21 protein-coding genes and 1 pseudogene are annotated in these 22,263 nt (G+C 62.7%); 8 read left to right on the top strand and 14 right to left on the bottom strand.

Translation table 11 applies throughout. From position 1 onward, the window contains the following. Positions 1-133 precede the first annotated feature (133 nt). Both traA and OS035_RS29085 read left to right on the top strand, forming a co-directional pair. The gene (traA, locus tag OS035_RS29080) at positions 134-3,409 is read left to right on the top strand and encodes a Ti-type conjugative transfer relaxase TraA (RefSeq protein WP_331814429.1); all 3,276 of its coding nucleotides are present in this window, start codon (positions 134-136) and stop codon (positions 3,407-3,409) included. Between the two features lie 27 nt (positions 3,410-3,436). Then, a pseudogene (locus OS035_RS29085) lies at positions 3,437-3,613 on the top strand (type IV toxin-antitoxin system AbiEi family antitoxin domain-containing protein); the annotation flags it as partial. Positions 3,614-3,639: 26 nt separating this feature from the next. Here the strand turns inward: OS035_RS29085 and OS035_RS29090 are convergent. The 4 genes from OS035_RS29090 to OS035_RS29105 all read right to left on the bottom strand — a co-directional run bounded on the left by OS035_RS29090 (position 3,640) and on the right by OS035_RS29105 (position 5,726). Further along, a complete protein-coding gene (locus tag OS035_RS29090) occupies positions 3,640-4,350 on the bottom strand; it encodes an RNA polymerase sigma factor (RefSeq protein ID WP_239620944.1) in 711 nt (236 codons plus the stop codon). Between the two features lie 37 nt (positions 4,351-4,387). Next, complete coding sequence (locus tag OS035_RS29095) at positions 4,388-4,708, bottom strand: cupredoxin domain-containing protein (RefSeq protein WP_131711854.1); 321 nt, start codon at positions 4,706-4,708, stop codon at positions 4,388-4,390. A 7-nt stretch (positions 4,709-4,715) separates the two neighbouring features. Continuing rightward, complete coding sequence (locus tag OS035_RS29100) at positions 4,716-5,237, bottom strand: DUF4142 domain-containing protein (RefSeq protein ID WP_097629929.1); 522 nt, start codon at positions 5,235-5,237, stop codon at positions 4,716-4,718. A gap of 141 nt (positions 5,238-5,378) precedes the next feature. Further along, positions 5,379-5,726, bottom strand: a complete 348-nt coding sequence (locus OS035_RS29105) for a DUF488 domain-containing protein (protein WP_097629928.1) — start codon at positions 5,724-5,726, stop codon at positions 5,379-5,381. 165 nt (positions 5,727-5,891) lie between these two features. Between OS035_RS29105 and OS035_RS29110 the strand changes: the two genes are divergently transcribed. Next, positions 5,892-6,125 (top strand): hypothetical protein, encoded by a 234-nt coding sequence (locus tag OS035_RS29110; protein ID WP_222135225.1) that lies wholly within the window; start codon positions 5,892-5,894, stop codon positions 6,123-6,125. Positions 6,126-6,181: 56 nt separating this feature from the next. Here OS035_RS29110 and OS035_RS29115 read toward each other — a convergent pair whose 3' ends face one another. From OS035_RS29115 to OS035_RS29150, 8 genes are all read right to left on the bottom strand, one after another. After that, entirely contained in the window at positions 6,182-7,627 is a 1,446-nt protein-coding gene (locus OS035_RS29115; protein ID WP_239620948.1) for an aldehyde dehydrogenase, read from the bottom strand. 23 nt (positions 7,628-7,650) lie between these two features. After that, the gene (locus tag OS035_RS29120; protein WP_331814436.1) at positions 7,651-8,436 is read right to left on the bottom strand and encodes a coniferyl-alcohol dehydrogenase; all 786 of its coding nucleotides are present in this window, start codon (positions 8,434-8,436) and stop codon (positions 7,651-7,653) included. A 38-nt stretch (positions 8,437-8,474) separates the two neighbouring features. Beyond that, positions 8,475-9,500 (bottom strand): branched-chain amino acid ABC transporter permease, encoded by a 1,026-nt coding sequence (locus OS035_RS29125; protein WP_331814438.1) that lies wholly within the window; start codon positions 9,498-9,500, stop codon positions 8,475-8,477. Continuing rightward, on the bottom strand, positions 9,497-10,411 hold the full coding sequence (locus tag OS035_RS29130) for a branched-chain amino acid ABC transporter permease (RefSeq protein ID WP_331814440.1): 915 nt from the start codon (positions 10,409-10,411) through the stop codon (positions 9,497-9,499). The genes OS035_RS29125 and OS035_RS29130 overlap by 4 nt, the downstream gene beginning before the upstream one ends. Further along, positions 10,408-11,136, bottom strand: coding sequence for an ABC transporter ATP-binding protein (locus tag OS035_RS29135; RefSeq protein WP_331814442.1), 729 nt, complete (start codon positions 11,134-11,136; stop codon positions 10,408-10,410). The genes OS035_RS29130 and OS035_RS29135 overlap by 4 nt, the downstream gene beginning before the upstream one ends. Further along, complete coding sequence (locus OS035_RS29140) at positions 11,133-11,888, bottom strand: ABC transporter ATP-binding protein (RefSeq protein ID WP_331814444.1); 756 nt, start codon at positions 11,886-11,888, stop codon at positions 11,133-11,135. The genes OS035_RS29135 and OS035_RS29140 overlap by 4 nt, the downstream gene beginning before the upstream one ends. Positions 11,889-11,892: 4 nt before the next feature. Then, positions 11,893-13,194 (bottom strand): ABC transporter substrate-binding protein, encoded by a 1,302-nt coding sequence (locus tag OS035_RS29145; RefSeq protein ID WP_331814446.1) that lies wholly within the window; start codon positions 13,192-13,194, stop codon positions 11,893-11,895. A 67-nt stretch (positions 13,195-13,261) separates the two neighbouring features. Beyond that, the gene (locus tag OS035_RS29150) at positions 13,262-14,725 is read right to left on the bottom strand and encodes an aldehyde dehydrogenase (protein ID WP_331814448.1); all 1,464 of its coding nucleotides are present in this window, start codon (positions 14,723-14,725) and stop codon (positions 13,262-13,264) included. A gap of 223 nt (positions 14,726-14,948) precedes the next feature. On the opposite strand from OS035_RS29150, the gene OS035_RS29155 reads away from it, so the two are divergent. The 4 genes from OS035_RS29155 (at position 14,949) to OS035_RS29170 (ending at position 18,241) form a co-directional block, all read left to right on the top strand. Beyond that, on the top strand, positions 14,949-15,848 hold the full coding sequence (locus OS035_RS29155) for a helix-turn-helix transcriptional regulator (RefSeq protein ID WP_097629917.1): 900 nt from the start codon (positions 14,949-14,951) through the stop codon (positions 15,846-15,848). A gap of 737 nt (positions 15,849-16,585) precedes the next feature. After that, on the top strand, positions 16,586-17,095 hold the full coding sequence (locus OS035_RS29160; protein WP_331814450.1) for a nucleoside kinase: 510 nt from the start codon (positions 16,586-16,588) through the stop codon (positions 17,093-17,095). A 302-nt stretch (positions 17,096-17,397) separates the two neighbouring features. Continuing rightward, positions 17,398-17,745 (top strand): ArsR/SmtB family transcription factor, encoded by a 348-nt coding sequence (locus tag OS035_RS29165; RefSeq protein ID WP_331814452.1) that lies wholly within the window; start codon positions 17,398-17,400, stop codon positions 17,743-17,745. Continuing rightward, positions 17,738-18,241 (top strand): SRPBCC family protein, encoded by a 504-nt coding sequence (locus OS035_RS29170; protein WP_097629913.1) that lies wholly within the window; start codon positions 17,738-17,740, stop codon positions 18,239-18,241. Before OS035_RS29165 ends, OS035_RS29170 begins: the two co-directional genes overlap by 8 nt. Before the next feature lie 175 nt (positions 18,242-18,416). On the opposite strand, the gene OS035_RS29175 is transcribed toward OS035_RS29170, so the two are convergent. Further along, positions 18,417-19,823 carry an adenylate/guanylate cyclase domain-containing protein gene (locus OS035_RS29175; protein WP_183854378.1) on the bottom strand — a complete coding sequence of 469 codons (1,407 nt, stop codon included), beginning with the start codon at positions 19,821-19,823 and terminating at the stop codon, positions 18,417-18,419. 122 nt (positions 19,824-19,945) lie between these two features. Continuing rightward, positions 19,946-20,431, bottom strand: coding sequence for a MarR family winged helix-turn-helix transcriptional regulator (locus OS035_RS29180; RefSeq protein ID WP_097629934.1), 486 nt, complete (start codon positions 20,429-20,431; stop codon positions 19,946-19,948). Between the two features lie 216 nt (positions 20,432-20,647). On the opposite strand from OS035_RS29180, the gene OS035_RS29185 reads away from it, so the two are divergent. Beyond that, positions 20,648-22,231: an AMP-binding protein gene (locus OS035_RS29185; protein ID WP_331814456.1), complete on the top strand. Its 1,584-nt coding sequence runs from the start codon at positions 20,648-20,650 to the stop codon at positions 22,229-22,231. Positions 22,232-22,263 lie beyond the last annotated feature (32 nt).

Raw genomic sequence — 22,263 nt, forward strand, 5'->3', positions numbered from 1 at the left:
GTCATCGGGAGATTGCCGCGTGCTCCCACCAGTGCCCGAAGGAGCCAAGCGACGAAGGCACAAGGGCGCACTTACGAGTTGCTGGCGCAACTCAAAGCGCGGGCCGGCGGACCGCTAACCAAGGGGACATGTGATGGCGATCTATCACTTCAGCATGAAGCCGATCGCCCGCAGCGGTGGCCGCAGCGCTGTGGCGTCCGCCGCCTATCGCGCCGCCGTGAGACTGACCAACGAGCGCGATGGGCTGACGCATGATTTTAGCAACAGGACAGGTGTCGAGCATGCCGAGATCGTCTTGCCGGCTCGCTCTTCTGGCTATTGGGCGATGAAGCGATCCGCCTTGTGGAATGCCGCCGAGCGTGCCGAAAAGCGAAGTGACGCCCGGATTGCCCGGGAATTCGAAGTCGCCCTGCCGCACGAACTGACGCCGGATCAACGCCTGGTGCTGACGCGTGCCTTCGCGCTCTATCTCGCCAATCGCTATGGTGCTGCCGTCGACTTCGCGATCCATCGGCCAGGCGAGGGAAGCGACATCAGAAACAGCCATGCGCATCTGATGATGACGACGCGCCAGCTGACAGAAGCCGGTCTTGGCGACAAGACGTTGCTTGAGCGGGAGAACAGGTGGCTTCTCGCCAACCACCTGCCGCCATCGCAGCTGCAGCTGAAGGAACTGCGCCAGGCTTGGGAGCATCTGGCCAACTCTCACCTTGAGAGGGCCGGCCTCGATATCCGTATCGACAACCGTTCGCATCTGGAAGCCGGGATCACGATCGAGCCGACCGAACATGTCGGTGTGCATGCGACCGAGATCAATCGTCAGGGTGGGGCAGTCTCTCGCGCGCGCATCTCACCGCAATCGGCCGAGCGAAATGCCGAGACCATCCGCAGGCGCCCGGATGAGATCCTGAAGCTGATTACCAACGAGAAGAGCGTCTTCAACCGCTATGACATTGCCAGGGCTCTGCATCGTTATATCAACGACGATCCGCAGACCTTCCAGAATGCTTTTGCCGCGGTCATGGCGTCGAAGGCTCTGGTCGAGTTGAGGCCCGACAGTTCAAGCCTTTGCGGCCGTGACGGGGAGGCACGCTATTCGACGGTCGAGATGGTGGCGATCGAGGGCGTGATCGCCAGCAATGTCATGGCGATGAAGGCGCGCCAAAACCACGGTGTGGCGAAGCGCAATGTCGATGCTGCGATCGCCGCTCAGGACAGATCGATCCAGGCGGGGAATCCTTCACCGGGGCAGGGGCTGTCGGCGGAACAACGCCAGGCGATCGAGCATGTCACGGGTCCAGCTCAGATCGCCATGGTGATCGGCTTTGCCGGTGCCGGCAAGAGCACGATGCTGGCGGCTGCCCGCCACGCCTGGGAAGCGCAGGGCTATCGTGTTCATGGTGCGGCTTTGGCCGGCAAGGCGGCGGAAGGCCTGGAGCAATCGTCCGGGATCGCAAGCCGCACATTGGCGTCGTGGGAATACAGCTGGCAGGCTGATCGCGGACGGCTCAACGCTCGTGACGTCTTCGTCATCGACGAAGGCGGAATGGTCGGCAGCCGTCAGCTCGCCCGCTTCGTCGACGAGGTCAAACGGGCCGGCGCCAAGCTCGTGCTGGTCGGCGACCATGAACAGCTTCAGGCGATCGGGGCAGGCGCGCCGTTCCGGGCGATCGCCGAAGCCGTCGGCCATGCGCAGCTGTCGGAAGTTCGACGGCAAAGAACCGATTGGCAGAAGCAGGCCTCGATCGACTTCGCCTCGCATCGGACCGCAGCCGGACTGTCGGCCTACGAGGCACGGGGAAGCCTTCATCTGAAGACGGATCGCGCTGAATGCCTGAAGGCGATCATTGCCGATTACGTCGCTGACCGATCGGCACATCCCAACGACACGCGCATTGCGATGGCCCATCGACGCGACGACGTGCGCGCCATCAATGCCGGCATTCGTGCTCGGTTGCAGGATCGCGGCGAGTTGGCAAAGGGCAGCAACCCGGCTGGTGATAAGGGTGAGGAACTCACCTACCAGACCAACAATGGGAAGCGATCCTTTGCGCGTGGCGACCGCATCGTCTTCCTGGAGAATGATCGTGATCTCGCCGTCAAGAATGGCATGCTGGGCGAGGTCATCGCCGTGGCGCCGGACGCAATAGACGTCCGGCTTGACGGCAAGGCGCAGACGCAAGATGGCCAGCGCCACGTGACTATCCCGGTCAACAGTTACCAGGCCTTCGATCACGGCTACGCAACGACGATCCACAAGACGCAAGGCGCTACCGTCGACCGGAGTTTTGTTCTGGCGTCGACGACGATGGACCGGCATCTGACCTATGTGGCGATGACCCGTCACCGCGAGGCGGTGCAGCTCTATGCGGGGCTCGATGCATTCAAGACAGTGCGCTCGCTGACAGAGACACTGAGCCGATCAGGCGTGAAGGAGACGACGCTCGACTATACGCATGACTTTGCCAATCGGCGCGGCGTGGAGGATCGCCGGGGGCAGGGCGAGAGTGATGTCGCATCTCAGGGAATCAGCAAAGGGATACAGCGCATTCCGGACACGGCGGTTGCCAAGCCAGTGGAGAAACTGCAGCCGCTTGCAGCCCGCACCATCGCCGATAACAGTCCTGCACACCAAGATCTCGGCGACCATGAACGCCGCGTGCTCATTGCGGCCGTGAAGACCTATGCGATGAGCGTCGAAGAGGTTGGACGGTCAAAGGCGATGCCGGCATTCGAACGAGATTGGGACGCGGCAAAGCAGCTTGCGCCGCAGGTGTTCAAGGACGCGCCAGCGACCATGGGAGCCTTGCGCGGCCGGATCGTGGATGAGAATGCAGATCCGGTCGCGCTCGCCTACCAACTCAGCACTTCGCCCGAGACGATCGGTGCGCTCGCCGGCAAGACCGGCCTGTTCGGAGACAACGCCGAACGCAAACACGCGCTTTCCCGGATCGATGCGCTGGCGTCGCATGTTCGCCAATCCGGCAAGACCTGGCAGCGTCGCCTCGCTGCCGAATGCGGCTCGGAACGCTGGAAGCGGGAAAAGCAGGACGTGGTCGAGGTTCTGGGCCCGAGCCGCCGGAGCGAGGCGCTGCTGCGCCAGCTCGACGATCTCCCCTATAGCGACAAGGCAAAGTTCGTCGAGCAACTGGCGGGGACACCGGAAGGGCGTCGAGCGCTTGCCGAGGCAAAGGACATCGTCAGCGCGATCGAAACGCGCTTTGGTCGCGCCGATCCCTCAGATCTCGCCGACCAGCTGAAGCGTGTGGGACCCGATCAGGATGGTGACGTCGAGCGTATCCGCGAGGTTGCTCGCCTTGCCGGTCGTAGTCATCGTGCCGAGCTCACGCAGCAGATGGAGCTGAAACGCTCGCTGAAGCGCGGCAAGTCCTTGGGGCTTGGGATGTAGAGTTCCATCACCGACTTGCGGCCTTTTTTGACGCTGCAGATGCCCTCGGCTGTGTGGATGGCGATCGACCGCGCGGCCTGGCGCCCCAAGTTCGATTATCCGCCTATCAAGTTCGTACGCTTCAAGGGGTCCGCTCTCACCGAGGGCGTCGAACGGCATCGCATCGAGGGCGTCGAGGTGCCGATCACAAATCCGGCGCGTTCGAGAAGCCGATCTGATATTGCGAGACGTCATAGCGTCGGGGCAAGCGCCCCGACGACGCGGTCGGCCATGAAAGCGCAGCGGGCGCCATCGAACGGAAACAGCGCCGAGAAGGCGCCGGACAGCCGTTTTTCAATCGACTGGCGCATCATCTTCCGCGCCCGGTGCAGCCGAGTCTTGGCGGTTTCGGGTCTTATGCCGAGATAGGATGCGGCCTCGTCGGTGCTCATGCCCTCGACATCCCGCAGCACGAAGATGGCGCGAAAATCATCCGGGAGTTCGTCGACCGCCTGTTCGAGGAGCTGCCGCGCCTGGTTCCGCGACAGCTCGGTTTCCGGATCTGTTGCCGATAGCGAGGACGGAAATTGCACCACCTCCCCACCTGCCGACGTCGCCTGCATGTCGATTTCCTCCAGCCCGATGGTGTTCCTTCGGGCTCGCACCCGGCCCAGCGCCTCGTTGAGCGCAATTCGGGTCAGCCATGTCGAAAGCTCCGCGTCGCCCCGGAACGCTGCCAGATTGGCGAAGGCCTTGATGTAAGACGCCTGGACGACATCTTCCGCCTCCGCATCGTTGCGGATGACGGCGCGCGCGGTGCGGAACAGTCGCTGATTGTGACGCTGGATGATGGCGCGGATGGCGACCTCGTCGCCGATTTTTGCCAGCGGCACGAGGTCGGTGTCGGCAAGTGCCGATGGGAGCGGTCGATGTCGTGTGACCGGAACCGGAATGGCTGTCATGGAAATCTCCGCTACTCCGTGTTTCCAGGAGACCGGCCTATGGCCGGACGTCCAGTGTGCCCGTCATGGCGGGATGAAAGCGGCAGTAAAAATCGACCGCTCCCGCTCGGCTGAGTATCAGGCGACCTTCCGATTTCGGCGGCAGATCGATGTCGAAGCTTTTGTCACGCGCTGTTGCCGTATGCCGGAATATATCATAATTTCGCCAGACGATCACATCGCCGACATGCAGTTCGGCAGGCGGCGCGCTGAATTTCATTCCTGCAATGGTGACCTGATATTCCGTGGCAGCGGCAACGCCGACGCCTGCCCAAAACAGCGCAAGCAGCAGCGGCAGCGATTTCATCGGCAAACCCATCGCCGGCCTACTTCATCATCGAGGCAAGATGCTCGGCATGCATCTGGTGCTGCTTGAACAGGGTCAGGCCCGTTTCCAGGAGCGCCTTCAGCTCCTTGTTCTGAGCCGAGGGGATCAGTATCGTGGACAGCGCTGAATTGACCGACTTGTGATAGGCGACTTCGTTTTCGACATAGGCCTTGTCGAAGGCCGCGCCGTCGAGAGCCTCAAGCGTCTTCAACTCCTCGCTTGCTTGAGCCGAGAGCGACTGGCTTATCTTGTTGTCTTCGGGCGTCACCTTCAGCTTCTTGACGAGGGCGAGTGCCTGGTCGTTGACGGCCTTGTGGTCGCGTTCCATGGTCTTGGCGAATTCTATGACTTCGACATTCTTGCTTTTCTTCAATGCCTGCTCAGCGGCGGTGACATCGATCTGCCCCGCGGTATAGGCGATATGGGCGATCTGAGGGTCGGTCGGCTTGGCATCGGCGGCGATTGAAACCGTGCCGAGCGAGGCCGCTATCAGCGCTGCACCGAAAATCTGTTTCAACATGATCTGTCTCCCTTGTGTCGTGTGAATGCCTTCCGCGCCGGCGCGTCTTTGGAAGCAGGCATTGGATGCAGATCCGTCGAAAAGGTTCCCGGAATTTTTTACGCGGGGCGGCAGCGTTTCGTTGGCGTCGGCCCCGACGCTTCAGTCTTTGCCGAGGAAGCGTTGAAGCACGATCGCGTGATTGTGCTGGAGGTCTTTCGCCGCATAGAGAAGCGTTGCGTCCGATTTTCCGATCTGGTGTTCGAGTTCTTCGACGGCCGTCGCGTTCTTTTCGAGCTCGTCCCGGTAGCGGCGCTGGAACTCTGTCCATCTGGCGGGATCGTGGCCGAACCAGCGGCGCAGCGCCGGGCTCGGCGCGACCTCCTTCAGCCAGAGATCGACTGCCGCATCCTGCTTGCTCAGTCCGCGCGGCCAGAGCCTGTCGACGAGAATGCGGATGCCGTCCTTGTCTTGCTTCGGTTCGTAGATTCGCTTGATGTGCACCGTCATTTGCTTACCGCGCAGGTTCAGAATCAGTTTTCGAACGAAGAGATGAGCGAAGGATTTGGTTCCTGCCGGCTATCGCCGAGTCTGCCCGAGTTCTAAGGCAGGCTGTCGACGAGATGAGCGGGCCTGTCGTCGTGCTGGACGGCGGCGCCTTTGACGATCTGCCGGATGCAGAAGAACTTCAATCTCGCCCTGGTGACGATCCGCACGGTCCTGGGGGAGCGAGGTTCGGACCAGTTCGCGGACAAGGCGGCGAAATTTCGCCGGATGCTGGCCAGCTTCAGGTCGAACGGTACCGCCTTCGGAATCCCCGTCTCCGATGAAGAATCGCGGCCGATTCCTTCGCCTCCCCATGATCTCTGGCTGAAGCTTGCCGATGCGCTGGATGGGTTCTCGGCCTGAATATCGACCGCGCCACAACCGCAATGGCCGTTGTGGCGCGGTGATGCGTCTCCCTATCAGAACGGATAATGCTGGGCGGAATCCTCGACCGTGATCCAGCGCAGATCGGTGAACTCGGCGATTGCCGCCTTGCCGCCGAAGCGGCCGTAGCCGCTGCCCTTGACGCCGCCGAAGGGCATTTGCGCCTCGTCGTGCACGGTCGGGCCGTTGATGTGGCAGATGCCGGATTCGATCCGCGCCGCAACCGCCATTGCCCGCTGGATGTTGCGGCTGAAGACGGCGGATGACAGGCCATATTCGGTATCGTTGGCGATGCGGATCGCTTCTTCCTCGCCCGAGACGCGAATGATCGGCTTGACCGGGCCGAAGGATTCTTCCGCATAGACGCGCATGTCCGATGTGACGTGGTCGAGCAGTGTGGCCTCGACCACGGTGCCGGTGCGTTTGCCGCCGGCCACGAGTTTCGCGCCCTTGGCCGTCGCATCGGCGATCAGCTCTTCCATCTTCTTGGCGGCATCGAGGCTGATCAGCGAGCCGAGAACGACATGGCCGCGCGGATCGCCGGCCGGGAGCTGGCTGGCGCGGGCGGCGAGTTTGGCGACGAATTGATCGGCGATCGAGCTATCGACGATGATCCGCTCGGTCGACATGCAGATCTGTCCCTGATGCATGAAAGCGCCGAAAATGGCGGCATTGACGGCGCCGTCGATATCGGCGTCGTCAAGGATAACAAGCGGGGCCTTGCCACCGAGTTCGAGAAGGGCGGGTTTGAGATATTTGCCGCAAGTCTCGGCGATGATCTTGCCGACTTTTGTTGAGCCGGTGAAGTTGACGCGCCTGACGGCGGAATGGGCGATGAGCGCGGTGACGATCTCCGGCGCATCCTCCGGCGCATTAGTAATGACGTTGATGACGCCGGCGGGCAGGCCTGCTTCCGTCAGCACCGTCGCGATCAGCCGGTGCGTGCCCGGGCATTGTTCGGATGCCTTGAGAATGACGCTGTTGCCGCAGGCGATCGGCATGGCGATGGCGCGGGTGGCAAGGATGACGGGCGCGTTCCAGGGCGCGATGGCAAGGCAGACGCCGGCGGCCTGGCGAACGCCCATAGCGAGCGTGCCGGGTTTGTCGGAAGGGATGATTTCGCCGGTGATTTGCGTCGTCATGGCGCCGGCCTCGCGCAGGATGTTTGCGGCGAGCATGACGTTGAAGCCGGCCCAAGGCGCGGTGGCGCCCGTTTCCTCGATCATCAACTGGGTAAACTCGCCCACTTTCGAATCCATGATGTCGGCAGCCTTCATCAGGATGGCGCGGCGCTGGCCGGGGCCGGTCTTCGACCAGGTGCTGAAGGCGGCGGAAGCGGCATTAACGGCGGCGGCAACATCGTCCAGATTTGCCGCGGCGGCGCGGCTGGCGAGCTTTTCGGTGAAGGGATCGATGCGGTCATAGGTCCGGCCGCCGGAGGCCGCGCGGTCCGCGCCATTGATAAGCAGGGAAATATTCATCGGAGGTCTCCTGGGAACAAGAACTAGAAGCCGAGAACTTCGGCGTTGATGGAAGCTTCGAGGCCGCCGTCGACGGCAATGTTGGTGCCGTTGATCCAGCGCGCACCATCCGAGCAGAGGAAGAGCACGGCGGGCGCGATATCGCCGGCGGTGCCGGCCCGGCCGACGCGGGTGATGTCGCTATCGACCCTGGCGTCGCCGAGCACGGCACGGAACTGCTTGAGGATCGGCGTTTCCACCGGCCCGGGGCTCACAGCATTGACGCGGATGCCGCGCTGTTTGAACAGCGGCTGGTGGGCTGCGCGCATGGTCCAGAGCAGCAGAAGCTCTTTGGAGAGCGGATAGGCTTGCTCGTCCTTGAGACCGTGTTCGGCAACGATCGCCGCCACATCGGGGAAGCCCTCGACTGATGTCAGCGACTTCGCCCGCTCGAGATTGGCCCGCCAGCCGTAACCGGCGATCGAGGCGACGTTGACGATGGCACCGCCTTCGCGCAGTCGCGGCGCCACGGCTTCCGACAGGGCGCGCAGACCGTAGAAATTGACCGCGAGCGTCGAGACGACGCCGGTGCTGCCGGAAAGGCCGGCGACATTGGCGAGCGCATCGAGACGCGCCGGGAGCCGTGCAACGATTTCGGCTACGCCCGATGGCGTGGACAGATCGCCCTTGATGAAGGCGGCACTTCCATTTGCCGGTTCGCGGACATCGACGCCGATGACCTCGGCCCCCATCTGGCCGGCCAGTTCCGCCGTGCGGGCACCGATGCCGGAGGCCACGCCGGTCACCAGGATTGTTTTACCAAAAAGCATGAACGTCACCTTTCACAACAACTCCGGAGCAAACCGGCTCATTCTTTCCATTTGATTTTGATCGGACCGGGAAGTTTCAGCCGGTAGCCGACGGGCAGAAGCTGGAAGTCGAAGCGACGCTCGACTTCGCCCCAGAGCCCGCGTGGGAGGTAGAGGGAGAAAATCAGGGCGGTGGCGCCGAGGCCGATCAGATACCAGACGCCGGCTCCGCCGAAGAAGGTCTCGATGAGGAAGAACAGGATGGCGCCGAGGATCGCGCCTTCGAACTTGCCGATCCCGCCGACCAGCACCATGAAGATCATGTAGGCCGTCCATTGGACGCTGAAATAGGTCTTCGGCTGGAAGGTGGTGGCGGTCGCCAGCCACAGGCCGCCGGCGACCGCAATGCCGAAAGCGGCGAGCACGAAGAGCAGACGCTTGGTCGCGGTCACCCGCACGCCGACCGAGGTCGCCGCCTCTTCATTGTCGCGGATTGCCTGCATCGCTGCCCCTGCGCGGCTGCGCATCAGCATGAAGAGAGCGCCGAGCAGGGCCGCCATGGATGCCAGCGCAAGCCAGTAGATCGTTGCTCGCCGCATGCCGCTGTCATAGAGGTTGAGCGAGATCAGCGACGTCCCGGTTTCCCCCTGAATCAGCCGGTCGAGATTGACGAGCAGATGGGCGAGCTCGGCCACGACCCACATGCCGATCGCGAATTCGCCGCCCTTCAGCCGCAGCATGAAGAGCGAGAGTGGGATCGACAGCGCACCGGTCACGATCGCGGCGGCAAAGACCGAGACGAAGGGGTCGAGCCCGGCATCGGCGAGCCGAATGGTGAAATAGGCGCCGAGGCCGAAGAACACCTGCTGGCCGACCGAGACCAACCCGCCGAAACCGGCGAGCGCATTCCACATGGCGGCAAGGATCACGTAGATGAAGAGGGCCGTCAGCCTGTCGATCGCGCCGGCGCCGAGCACGGCGGGAGCGAGCGCCAGCAGGGCAAGCACTGCGGCCATCGAGCCAAGCGCCAGCCGCGAAGCTCTCGTCCAGCGCTCTATGGATATTCCGTTAGAGACGAATGTCATGTCGGGCTCCGAAGACGGGCGCGAAATTTCAAGAATGCGCCGAGCTTGTCGAGTTGAGGCATGCCGAAGCGGGACAGCCTGACGAAAAGGACCAGCAGAAACACGGCATGGCCGCCGATCAGAAAGCCTTGCGGATGCAGCTGCGCGCCGAGCGATTGGGCGAGGCCGAGAATGATGCCGCCGGCAAGCGTGCCCCAGAGCGATCCCGCTCCGCCAATCACGGCCGCCTCGAAGGCGAAGAGCAGCTGCGGCCCGCCGGCATAGGGGCTGAAGGTCGCCCGCATGCCGAGAAAAGCGCCGGCGATCCCGATCGTCACCATGGTGATCGCGGTGGCGACGGCATTCACCCGGCGCGCATCGATGCCGACCAGCCCCGCAGTATCGGGATCTTCGGCCGTGGCGCGGATGGCGCGGCCGAGCGCAAAGCGGCTAAGGAAGAATTGCAGCGCGCCGAGAAGGAGGATTGCCGTCACCATCATCATCACGGCAAGCTTGCCGACGAAGATGTTGCCCGGCAACTGCCAGGACGCATAGGACAGGTTGCCGATGAAGGGTGCGAGCGACCGTGTATCGGCGCCGAACTGCTCGAACAGTAGATTGTCGATGACGATCGACAGGCCGAAGGTGGTGAGGATCGGCAGCAGCGTGCCGCCGCGGGCGCTGCGTTCGAGGATGAAGCGCTGCAGCAGCCAGCCGATCACCGCCATGACGGGCAGCACGATCAGCAGGCCGGCGAAAGGCGGGATGCCGGCCTTGGCGGCAAGCAGCCACAGCCCGTAGGCGGCCGCGACCGCCAGGCTGCCATGGGCGAGATTGATGATTCGCATGACCGAAAACATAAAGGACAAGCCGCAGGCGATGACGGCGTAATAGCCGCCGAGCAGGATGCCCTGGATGAGGGAGTTGATCATGATGGGCTCCTTTCGCCGGCTGCCCGGTGTAGCCCGAAATAGGCCTGGGTGACGTGCTCGCGGGTGACGGCCGCAGCCGGACGGTCGAGCACGATGCGTCCTTCCAGCATGCAGATGACACGGCTTGCGACGCTCATGGCGCGCGCAAGATCCTGCTCGACGAGCACGATTGTTGTTCCTGAGGTCAGCAATGCCTGCAACTGAGCGTAGACGCGGTCCACGACCAGCGGCGAAAGCCCGAGCGAGACTTCGTCAAGCAGCAGAATGTCAGGGTTGCTCATCAGCGCCCGGCCGATCGCGGTCGCCTGCTGTTCGCCGCCCGACAGGTGCCCTGTCTTGGCGTGGCGGCGGGGTTTGAGGTTCGGGAAGGCGTCGAGGACGCGATCGATGCTCCACTCGCCCGTCCGGCCGCAACTCTTTCCGAGAAGCAGGTTCTCTTCCACGGTCATCTGCGAAAACAGCCGGCGGCCCTCCGGCACGAGGGCAATACCCTTGGCGATCCGTTTGTGGGAAGGCACGGAGGCCAGGTCTTCATCGTTGAGAAGAACGCGCCCGGCAGACGGAAGGTGGGCGCCGGCGATCGATCTGAGCAGCGTCGTCTTGCCCGCGCCGTTTGCGCCGACCAGCGCCAGCACCTCGCCCTTGGCAAGATCGAAGCTGACTCCGCGCACCGCCTGGAGCAGGCCGTGGCGAACGTCGAGGTCGCGGATGGAGAGAAGGCTCATGCGGGTGTCCCTCCGAGATAGGCCTTGACCACCTCCGCATTGCTCATAACCATCTTCGGTTCGCCGTCGGCGATGATCCTGCCGGCATCCATGCAGATCAGTCGTTCCGCCACCTGCAGCAGGATGTGAACGATATGCTCGATCCAGACGATGCCGATGCCGCGGCGGCGCAATTCGAGGATGGTTTCGACGAGCTCGCTCGCCTCGCCATCGGTCAGGCCGCCGCCGATCTCGTCGAGCAGCAATAGTCTCGGCTGCGTGGCGAGCGCACGGGCAAGCTCCAGGCGTTTGCGATCCAAGAGGCCGAGCGTATCGGCAGGGCGGTTGGCGACGCCAAGCATGCCGCAAAGGGAAAGCGAATCCACCACGCGCTCATAGGCCTCGTCGCGGCTTGCGGCACTGCCGTGCGATGCGGCGACGAAGACATTTTCGAAGGTCGTCATGCCGCTGAAGGGCTTGGGAATCTGATGAGTCCGGACGAGCCCGGAGCGGCAGCGTTCCGCCGCCGTCCGGTTGGTGACGTCGGCGCCATCGAAGATGATGCTTCCCTCACTCGGCGGGAAGGCGCCGGCGAGCACGCTGAGCAGGGTCGTCTTGCCCGCGCCGTTCGGCCCGACAATGCCGACCGCCTCGCCATCACCCATCGAAAAATCCAGGTTCTCCAGCACCACAAGCGCGCCGAACCGCTTGTGGATCCCCTTGGCCGAGAGAAAGGCTCCCCCCGGCCGCCTTTGTGCTTCCTGTCGCTGCACTTGGTTATCCATTGTAAGCGATGAGCTTGGCGCCGACCGGGACGTTGGGATCGGTGGCGTTTTCGGTGACGACATAGTCGAGCGCGAATTTCGAGCCTTCCGGCGCCTTCACCCATTGCGTGCCGATGATTGGCCCGGGCGAGACATTGGCGACCGGGCCGCTGGTGAAATCGACCTTGCCGGCGATCGTGGTGGTTTTCAGCGTGGCAATCGCCTTGGCGACGGCTTCCTTGCTCTTGACGTCGCTGCTCGCTTTCAGCGCATCGAAGCCGGCATCGAGAAGCGCCAGGCTGGCGCCCAGCTGCTGCGTCCACTGTTTGCCGCTCGCCGTTTCGTAGCCGTCTGCGAGTTCGGTTCCCGACACGCCGGTCAGCGTGGATTTGTAAGGGAAGGCCTTGTGCCAGTAGGCGGCGCTGCCGATGTTCATGCCGAGATCGCCGAGCGCCTCGATGTCGGAGGGAAACAGGCCCGTCTTGGCGACCTGGCAGATCTTGATCTGCTGGGTGAGACCCTGCTGCGCGGCCTGGCGCCAGAAGGCGGCGAAATCGGGCGGTATCGGGAAGGAATTGAAGATCTCCACGCCCTCCTGCCGAAAGAGAGCGATCTGTGCGGTAAAATCGGTGGTTCCAGTTTCATAGGCGCCGGGATCGACAATGGTGAAGCCGGCCTTGGCAAGGGCGGGCGCCAGATGGGCGCGGATCGCGTTGCCGTCGGCGTCGTTCGGATACATTACGCCGACCTTCTTGTTGGTCTCGATCAGGTTCCATTGCGAAACATAGGCTTTGTGGAACTCTTCGACGCCGAAACCGAAATGATAGGTCCATTTGAACGGGGAGGGCGCGCCCGGCTTGGCGCCGCGGCCGAAATACCAGGCCTCCCAGGGCATGACGGTGGACAGGCAGGGAACGCCTGCCGCCTCGCAGGCGTCGGCTACCGGATTGATGGTTTCGGGCGTCGAGACGGCGAGCATCAGGTCGATCGCCTGGTTGTTGATCAGCTCCTTCGCCAACTGCCCGGCGCGCGAGGGATCGGACTGTGTGTCCTGGTCGAGAATATCAACCTTCCAGGTCTTGCCGCCGGCCTGCAGGCCGTTCGCCAGCGCCTTGCGCGCGAGGTCGAGCACATAGCCGTCCGTCTCGCCGAAGCCGCCGAGCGGGCCGGTGCGCGGGCTGATGAAGCCGACCTTCAGCGTGTCGCCGACAGCGAAAGCCGTGCGGCCGGACAGCGCCAGTGCCCCGCTGCCTGCCGCGGCCGATGCGATGAAAGAGCGGCGGGTCAGTGTCACCGCGTTGAATTTTCCGTTCATGAAATCATTCCTCCCTCTCGATGCGGGCCTCCCGCCCGTTTCGCTGTTCATCCGGCCGATCTGTGATTCAGATCGGGTATTGCCGTTTTCCCGATGCCATGGTGACCCATCTGAGCTCGGTGAATTCGTCGATCGCCGCCTTGCCGCCGAAGCGGCCGTAGCCGCTCGATTTGACGCCACCGAACGGCATTTGCGGCTCGTCGGAAACCGTGGCTTCGTTGATGTGGCAGATGCCGGATTCGAGCCGCATGGCGACGGCGAGCGCCGCATTGACATCGGCGGTGAAAACCGCCGCCGAAAGCCCATATTCGTTGTCGTTGGCAACCGTCACGGCTTCATCGACGCTGCCGACGCGGATGATCGCCGCGACCGGTCCGAAGCTCTCCTCGCGGTAGATGCGCATGGCCGGCGTTACGTGATCGATGACGGTCGCATCCATCAGCGTGCCGTGGGCCTCGCCGCCGCAGACCAGGACTGCGCCTTTCTGCAGGGCATCGTCGATCAGCGACCTGACGCGGCGCACGGCCTCTGCATTGATCAGCGTGCCGAGCGGCGTGTTGCCTTCCCCGGGGTGGCCTGCGACGAGGGTCGCAGCTTTCGTCCCGAACTTGCCGACGAAATGGTCGGCGATCTCGTCCATCAGGATGATCCGTTCGGTCGACATGCAGATCTGGCCCTGGTTCATGAAGGCGCCGAAGGCGGCGGCACTGACTGCCTCGTCGATATCGGCGTCGGCAAGCACGATGAACGGCGCCTTGCCGCCGAGTTCGAGCAGGCAGCGCTTGAGATGCCTTGCCGAGGTTTCGGCGATGATCCTGCCGACACGGGTGGAGCCGGTGAAGTTGATGCGGCGCACGGCCGGATGGGCGATCAAGGCATCGACGACGGCGGCGGCATCGCCCGGCGCATTGGAGACGACATTGACGACACCACGCGGAAAACCGGCATCGCGCAGGATGTCGCCGATCAGGCCATGGGTCTTCGGGCAGAGCTCCGAAGCTTTCAGCACGACGGTGTTGCCGCAGGCCAGCGGCATGGCGACGGCGCGGGTGCCGAGAATGATTGGCGCGTTCCAGGGGGCGATGCCGACGCAGACGCCGGCCGGCTGGCGCACGGCCATGGCGAGGCTGCCGGGAATGCTTGACGGAATGAGCTCGCCTGAGATTTGCGTGGTCATCGCCGCCGCCTCGCGAAGAATTTCGGCGCCGAGCCCGCAATTGATCGCCGCCCATTGCGCGGTGGCGCCGGTTTCGCCGGTCATGGCGGCAATAAGCTCCGGCGTGCGGGCCTCCAGGAGATCGGCTGCGGCATTCAGCAGCCCGCGCCGTTCGCCGGGGCCTGTCTGCGACCAATCGGGGAAGGCGGCAGCGGCCGCATTGGCGGCCCGCGTCATGTCGGCGACGGATCCCGCCGAGGCGACCGTTGCGACATCGCCGGTCAGCGGATCAATGCGTTCGAAGGTCGCCCCTTGGGAAGCCTCCATCGCCTCGTTATTGATCATCAGCTTTGCCGAAAACACCGTTGTCCCCATCCGCCACGAAGCAGCGCTTGCATTGTGCCAAGGGAAGAAGACGCGTGGAGGCCGCAGCCTCAAGGCTGTCTAAGCGTTGCCGCGTCTGCCGGTATGCCTCCTCCCAAAGGCTGATGACGGTCAGGTTACGCCGATCGATTGCGGATGGAATGCGATTTATTGGGTTAATATTGTAATTATCCGGTGAATGCCGCAGTGTTTAGCGGCAAGCGGAGGAGAGGCCTTGGTGACGGACGGCGGTATTCATCATTATGCCAGGGGCGAATGGCATGCGCCTTCGCTGTCGCATCGGCGCATCCGTCTGCAAAAGGGACTTTATGCCGACTTCTATCATTTCCTGCTGCTCGGGGAGGGGCGAGCCGAGCTTCATTTCGACAGTGGCGAAGATCGGATATTGCAGGGGCCGCTGCTTGCCTTCCTGCCGCCGCAGGCGCGCTGCGACCTGTCGATTTCTGCCGGAACTGCGGCCCATCTCGTCGGAGCCTCGGCGCAGGTCATGGTCGATGCGATCGGCGACAAGGTGGAATCCTATTCGCTGCGCATTTTCACCGAGCAGCGCAAGCTGGTCGAGGCGACGGACCCCTTGCTGGCGGCCGAAATCAATCCGTTGATTTCGGGCTTCGTGCGGGAACTCGCCGATCCCTCCCGCTCTTCCTGGATGGTTGCGTCGGCCTATATGCGCCTGATCCTGATGACGCTGTGGCGCGGTTCTGGCGGCGAGAGAAGCGAGCCGCGCGGGCAGGGCGAAACCGGATCGATCCTGCAGCGATATCGGCAGCTGGTCGAGGCCGGTTTCCGCCGGCATCGGCCGATCAGCGAGTATGCCGCAGAACTGGGCGTCACCGCCGACCGGCTTCATGCGATCTGCCAGAGGGCACTCGGCCGCTCGCCGATTCAGCTTCTGCATGAGCGGGTGGTGCAGGAGGCGAAACTCAGATTGGAGCGCTCGGCCCGCAATATCCAGGAAATCTCCGACAGCCTCGGCTTTCGCGACCCGACCTATTTCAGTCATTTCTTCAAGCGCAAGACCGGCCTTTCCCCTGCCGGCTACCGCGACATCGCCCGCGCTTCCGCCGGCGCGGAAAACAGCATGCTGTCCTCGGGTTATGCGGATTGGCCTTAGGCTCGGGCTCGTTGGTCAAAGCCCGAATATGCCGGTCTTGGATCTCAAATCACATTGATAGGGAAGCCCCAACAGACGTAGGACTGCAATGCGCCAAGAATAACCGTCACAACGGATCGGGTGAACGACCGCTTTGGGGCCGGTGGCCGACCGTCCACTGCTGGAACACCCAAAACGAAAAAGCGGGCATCGGAGTTCTTGCCGCCGAGGTCTGAGATCGGCCCTTTGCTGCCGTTCAAGGTCGATCCGAGGACGCACGGTATATGCTAGAATGCGGCCGAAGTCAGAACGCGACAGGCGCAATGCGAGGGCGGTGTGATCGAACCAGAGTTCGCGCGACCGTGTGCCGACGTTGTGCTCTTGGAAGGGAGACGAGGACGATGCCGACACCAGAGCGGCCCAGCCTAATAGTTCGACAGAAATCCCCTGAAAATATCGAGTTTCCGTTTGCGTCGCTCTCCGATCGTGTGATCCCAACCGAGCTGTTCTTCGTGCGAAACCAATCCCGCCGCCGGACCTCGATGCGCGAGACTGGAGATTGCGCGTTGGCGGGGCGGTGGAGCGGGCGATCGGACTTGACCTCGACAGCACCAAGGCGATGCGGAGCACGACTTTCCCCGCCGTCCGCCTAATCCAAGTGTGCCGAATGCTAAACTTGATCAAGTGTGCTCGTTGGCTGGGCACGCCCCAGGTAGAGCGTCTTCTCACCGCATAGAAGGCCGTGATAAAGAGGCCTCATGGGCATTAGGAACTATCTGATCGAAGGCGGCTCGGGGACTGGAAAGACGTCTGTCGCTACCGAACTGGAGCGGCGGGGCTACCATGTTGTCCATGGTGACCGTGTATTGGCCTATGTCGGCGACCCCGAGACAGGCCGGGCGCTCGCAGGGCCACCCGAAGGGGTAGACCGTATCGCCTGGGGATACGCTCACTGGATCTGGCCTGTCGATAAGGTCCGAGCCATTGCTGCCGACACCACCCATACTGCCACGTTCTTTTGTGGCTGTTCGCGCAATTTCCACAAATTTCTGGACCTGTTCGATAAGATTTTCGTGCTCGACATCGATGTTGAGACGTTGAACCGACGGCTGGATGGGCGCCCGAACGAGCCGGGCTTCGAGCCGGCCGAGCGGGCCCTGGTGCTCCGCTACCATCGTAGCCGGGCGCATCTTCCGGCTGGCAATAATATTGACACGGCGAATGCCATCCCAAGTGTCGTCGACGATATCCTCGCTCAACTTACCTGAAGCCCGGCAGGTTTGTGATCGGGAGGGAAGCAACTGACTATTGCGAGAAAGACGCTGGCTGCCGTGCGGCTCACTGGCGGCGTTGTCGGTTTCATAGCCGACCGGCCGTCCTGAGAATGACAAACCGGGCGTCCTGACGGCCGTCTTGAGGGCGCGAAGCTGCCGAGGCACTTCTGCAGCTGTCGGCCTGCGCCAGACGATTTTTGTCGCCGCCGCGATGCATGCCCTCGGATCACCGGTCTACCGACTGAATATTAGAGAAGCTTGCGCTTCTTGCGCGAGCAGGTTATAAACTGAACTATATGGTTCAGTATTTAGGTTCTCCCCTCGATCTCTCGTTTGCGGCGTTGTCCGATGCGACCCGCCGCGGGATCATCGATCAGCTGGGGCGAGCGGACGCGTCGATCACCAGTCTGGCGGATCAGTTCCAGATGACGCTGACCGGCATGAAGAAGCACGTCCAGGTTCTCGAGCGAGCGGGGCTCGTCGTCACGCAGAAGGTCGGACGGGTGAGAACCTGCAAGCTTGGGAAACGCGGCCTCAACGCGGAAGCCGAGTGGATCGAGGCGCATCGCAAGCTCTTCGAGGCCCGCTTCGAAGCATTGGACGAAATCATCAGCGAAATGAAACAGGAGGGAAGCGATGACTGAGCAAGTTAACAGTGCAGATAGTGCGCAGAACCGCACGTCAGTCGAGCGCAGAGGAGATCGCGAACTCTTGGTAACGCGAATATTCAATGCGCCGCCGAGCACGGTTTACAAGGCGTGGAGCCGGCCCGAGCTGTTCCAGCGCTGGTGGGTGCCAAAATCGGTATCCGGTGTTTCGCTCGTGTCGTGTGATATGGACGTCCGTACCGGCGGCAAATATCGGCTGGAATTCGGCGCCGACGGTTCGGACACCATGGCCTTCTACGGCAAGTATCTCGAGGTCGTGCCGAACGAACGCATCGTCTGGACCAACGACGAGGGCGAAGAAGGTGCGATCACGACCGTGACCTTCGATGACCAAGGCGGGAGGACACTATTGAAATTCCACGAAATTTATCCGTCCAAGGAGGCGCTTGAGGAAGCACTGCAGGGCTCGGCGGCCGCATTGTCGGAGCAGTTGGAGCAGCTCGACGAATTGCTTTCCAGCATAGGCGAGTAGCGCGGGTCGGGAAACTCGCCTCAAGGGACGTCTGCTCTCGGGAAGCGGCTCCACCGGCCTTTCTCACCGTCTTGAGGGCCCGAAGCAGCCGTTGAACTAACTGATATTTGATGATTGCTTCCGGCCGTTAGCGGAAACTGCTGAAGTTGACTTGACCTCGAAGAGCAGGCCAACCTCACGACAGGGCGAAGATTTTGACCTCCCGCCCGATGCCCTGAAGTTCCGCCATTCGCGAGGCGGAGCTTATGCTGCTGTCGCGCAGGATCTCCGAAACCTTGATATCGCCGACGATCGCCTCCGTCGTCATGATCACATTGGGATCGGCAAGGCCCTGGACGCGAGAGGCGATATTAACGGTCTGGCCGAAATAATCCTGCCGGTCGTTCAGGTTGACTGCGAGGCATGGCCCCTCATGGATGCCGATCTTCAGGAGAAGATCGTCGCTGCCGTGTTCGGCATTCAACCGAAGCATCGCCTCCCGCATGCGGAGCGCGGCCGCAACGGCGCGGTCCGGGCTCGGGAAGGTCGCCATCACGGCGTCGCCGATGGTCTTGACGACAGCTCCCGCCTCGGTGGCTACGATCTCATGAAGAACGCGGAAATGCGCCCGCACCAGATCGAAAGCGGCAAGATCTCCGACGCGCTCGTAAAGTGCTGTCGAGCCCCGCAAGTCGGTGAAGAGGAAAGTCAGGCTGGTGATCTTCAGGCGCTGGTCGACGTCTAGCGTGTCGGTCCTGTAGATGTCGCGGAAGCTCTGGTTGGTCAGCAGGCGCTTGGCCGTCAAAAAAGGCCGCCGGCGGCCCAGAAGATCATGCAGCTCATCTCCCGCTATGCAGACATTCGGCACCACGCGGCGATCGGTGTGGTTCTCGAGGGCGAGCCGCAGCAAGCCCGGGCGCAGCGTTACGGTTTCGTTCAGCGCATGCCCCCGGCTGATGACCATGGAGAGGTTTTGGCGCTCACCGGTGGGCTCGCCCTGCACATCGATGAACTGCGCCGAGTGTGTGACCGCATCGAAGATGATGACGAATTGCGAAGGCAGCTGCAGCGAGACGAAAGCCTTCTCGCCTGGCGCCAGCTCTATCATCTCCAGCAGGATGCGTTGAAACTTCGCTTCCAGATCCTCCGGCAGGTCGACGCCGGAGGAGAAGAAGATCTGGCGGTAATATTCGAGCGGAGGCAATCGGTCGGGATCATGGGCCGCGATCCTGCGCACACGCGGACTGACGGTGAACGTTACCTCGACCATCTCGTCGAGGGTCGGTTCGTAACCGGCGGCGCACAGCGCGCAATGATAAGTGTCCTGGACGACGCCTTTCAGGGTTGCGCCGCTGTCGAGAACGCCGCCGCATCCCGGGCAAAGCACATTCCAGGTCATTTCGAACGCGCCTATGCGGGCAGCATGGAGCAGCGCTGCGATCGTTCTCTCTTCATCGAGATGATGTTTTTCGGCGAAGGCCAGCGCATTGATGCGATTGAGATCGCGATCCGAGCCATGCTTGACGACGTTTTCGATGCACTCGACCGTCTGCGGGTCAGCCGCCTGCCGCAGGGTGGCAAAAAGCACGTCCATTTCACTCATGAGACAAGTCTCCGTGTGCAGAACCCACGGCGGACGACGCCTGGACAGGGATCATAACACGGGACTTTCCCAATAGAAATCTATAGGCTTGGATGCCGCGTGCTTCCGAAGCGGAAGCGGGGTCAGTGCCCCTTATAGATCCGCTTCAGCGCCGCCAGCAGCCCATCCAATTCATCAGGCGAAAACAGGTCGATGAAACGCTGTTCATGCGTGTCGATCAGCTTGCGCGCCCGCGCGAGCATCGCACGTCCGGCCTTCGTCAGATGCAGTTCCTGGCGCCGGCGGTCGGCCGCGGAAGGATGGCGCTCGATGAAATCGCGGGCTGCCAGCCGGTTGACGAGGGCCATCATCGTTGCGCGGTCGGTGCCGAGCGTATTGGCAAGGTCGATTTGCGATGCGCCCGGATTGCCCGCGGTGAGTTCCATCACCGCGAGTTGCTTCTGCGTCAGCCCAAGCTCCTCCATGGTTTCGGCGAAGTCGCGATAGATCGCCACATGCGCCATGCGCAGGTGAAAACCTAAGAGATCGCCGAGCCGGCCGACGTCGAGCGGCGGCGTTGCGGAAGCCTCCTCGGCCTCAATTTCGTCCTGCGGTGGTTTTGCGGCCATCATTCGTCTCGCTTCGTTCAGGCGCCATAACCATCAAAATCAGCGGGTTAGTCAATATCTCCGTGTTTGCGGTATCAGGGAAATTTCCCGCGCCGCCTTCGGGGGCCGGATTTGTCAAAACCAGCCTCTTGCATCTGGCCGGAAAAAGATATTAGTATGTGTTACATACAAATTTGATGCCTGTGGCGGAGGAGCGGCGGGCATGGGGAGGAGAAAATGGCGCATTCCTTTTCCGGGATGGCATCGTCGGCGGATTGCGGGCTGGTGACGGATGATCCGATCCTGTACCGCGCCCGCGTCGCGGGAGATGCTCTGGCTCTGTCCGAGATCGCCACCGGCCGGCAGCTGACCTATGCCGAACTCGATGCGCGCATCGCCCGTTGCGCCGGCCTTTTGAGCGCGATGCTCGGGGTAGGGCGGGATGGAGCGCGTGTCGCCATGCTGGCGCGCAACTCGATCGACTCGATCGTGCTTGCCTTTGCCTGCCAGCGCGCCGGCGCCATCTACGTCCCGCTCAACTGGCGCCTCAGCGCCGCCGAGCTTCGGCCGATTCTTGCCGATTGCGCGCCGGCACTTCTGGTCCATGACGAAGAGTTTTCGGCGGCGGTGGAAAGCCTTGCCGAGGTCGATCCCGAGATGATGGTGATCTGGACGGGAAGTGACCCGGGCGGGCTTGCCGCCCGGATCGAGGCGAGCCTCGCGGTGAAGCCCGTGCCTGTCGATGCGGATCAGCCTTGCGTCCTTCTCTATACGTCAGGCACGACGGGACATCCGAAGGGCGTCGTCATTACCCGCCGCAACGCCTTCTTCGCCGCCATCAATTTTTCCTTCGTTGGCGAGATCGGGCCAGGATCCGTCGCGCTCTGCGACCTGCCGTTCTTCCATACGATCGGCTTGATCGCCGTGGCGCGCACCACATTGATGCTGGGCGGTACGCTCGTCATCTCGGACAGGTTCACGCCGGCGCGCACACTAGCAGCCCTTGCCGACCGGCAGCGCGCCATCACCCATTATTTCGCCGTGCCACAGATCGCGCTCGCCTTGCGTGGCGATCCCGCCTATAGCGCCGCGGCTCTTTCCGGCCTGCATGCGCTCTTTGTCGGCGGCGCGCCGCTGACGCAGGCCTTGATCGAGAGCTATCTCGGCGACGGCGTGGCGCTGGTCAACGGCTACGGCATGAGTGAGGCCGGAACGGTGCTGCACGTGCCGATCGACCGGCGCGCAGTACGGGACAATCCCGGCAGCGTCGGTCTGCCGGCACCGCTGCTCGACATCCGCATCGTCGGTGAGGATGGCCGCGACGTCGGGGAAGGTGAGATTGGCGAACTCTGGCTGCGCGGCCCCGCGGTGACGCCCGGTTACTGGAACAAGCCCGAGGAAACCGCTGCCGCCTTCGCCGACGGCTGGTACCGCACCGGCGATCTCGGCCGGCGCGAGGTAAACGGCTTCTATCGCATCGTCGACCGGCTGAAGGACATGTATATCAGCGGCGGCGAAAATGTTTACCCCGCCGAGGTCGAGGCCGCGCTCGCAGGCCATCCCGATATTCTCGACGTGGCGGTCCTCGGCATTCCCGACATCAAATGGGGCGAATGCGGCATTGCCTATATCGTGTTGCGGCCCGGTGCTGCGGTAACGGGTGAGGCGATTGCCGGCCATTGCGCCGCAAGGCTCGCCGCCTTCAAGCGTCCGGCGCGCATCCTCTTCGTCGAGACCATTCCTCGCACCGCCTCCGGCAAGGTGCAGAAGCATGTTCTGCGCCAGCTGCATTCCGACGAAACCCTTCAACGACAGGCCTGATTAAGCGGCCCCGGCATTCATGCCGAAACCAA

It is taken from the genome of Rhizobium sp. 268 (genome assembly GCF_036571585.1).
GTDB classification, from domain to species: domain Bacteria; phylum Pseudomonadota; class Alphaproteobacteria; order Rhizobiales; family Rhizobiaceae; genus Rhizobium; species Rhizobium redzepovicii.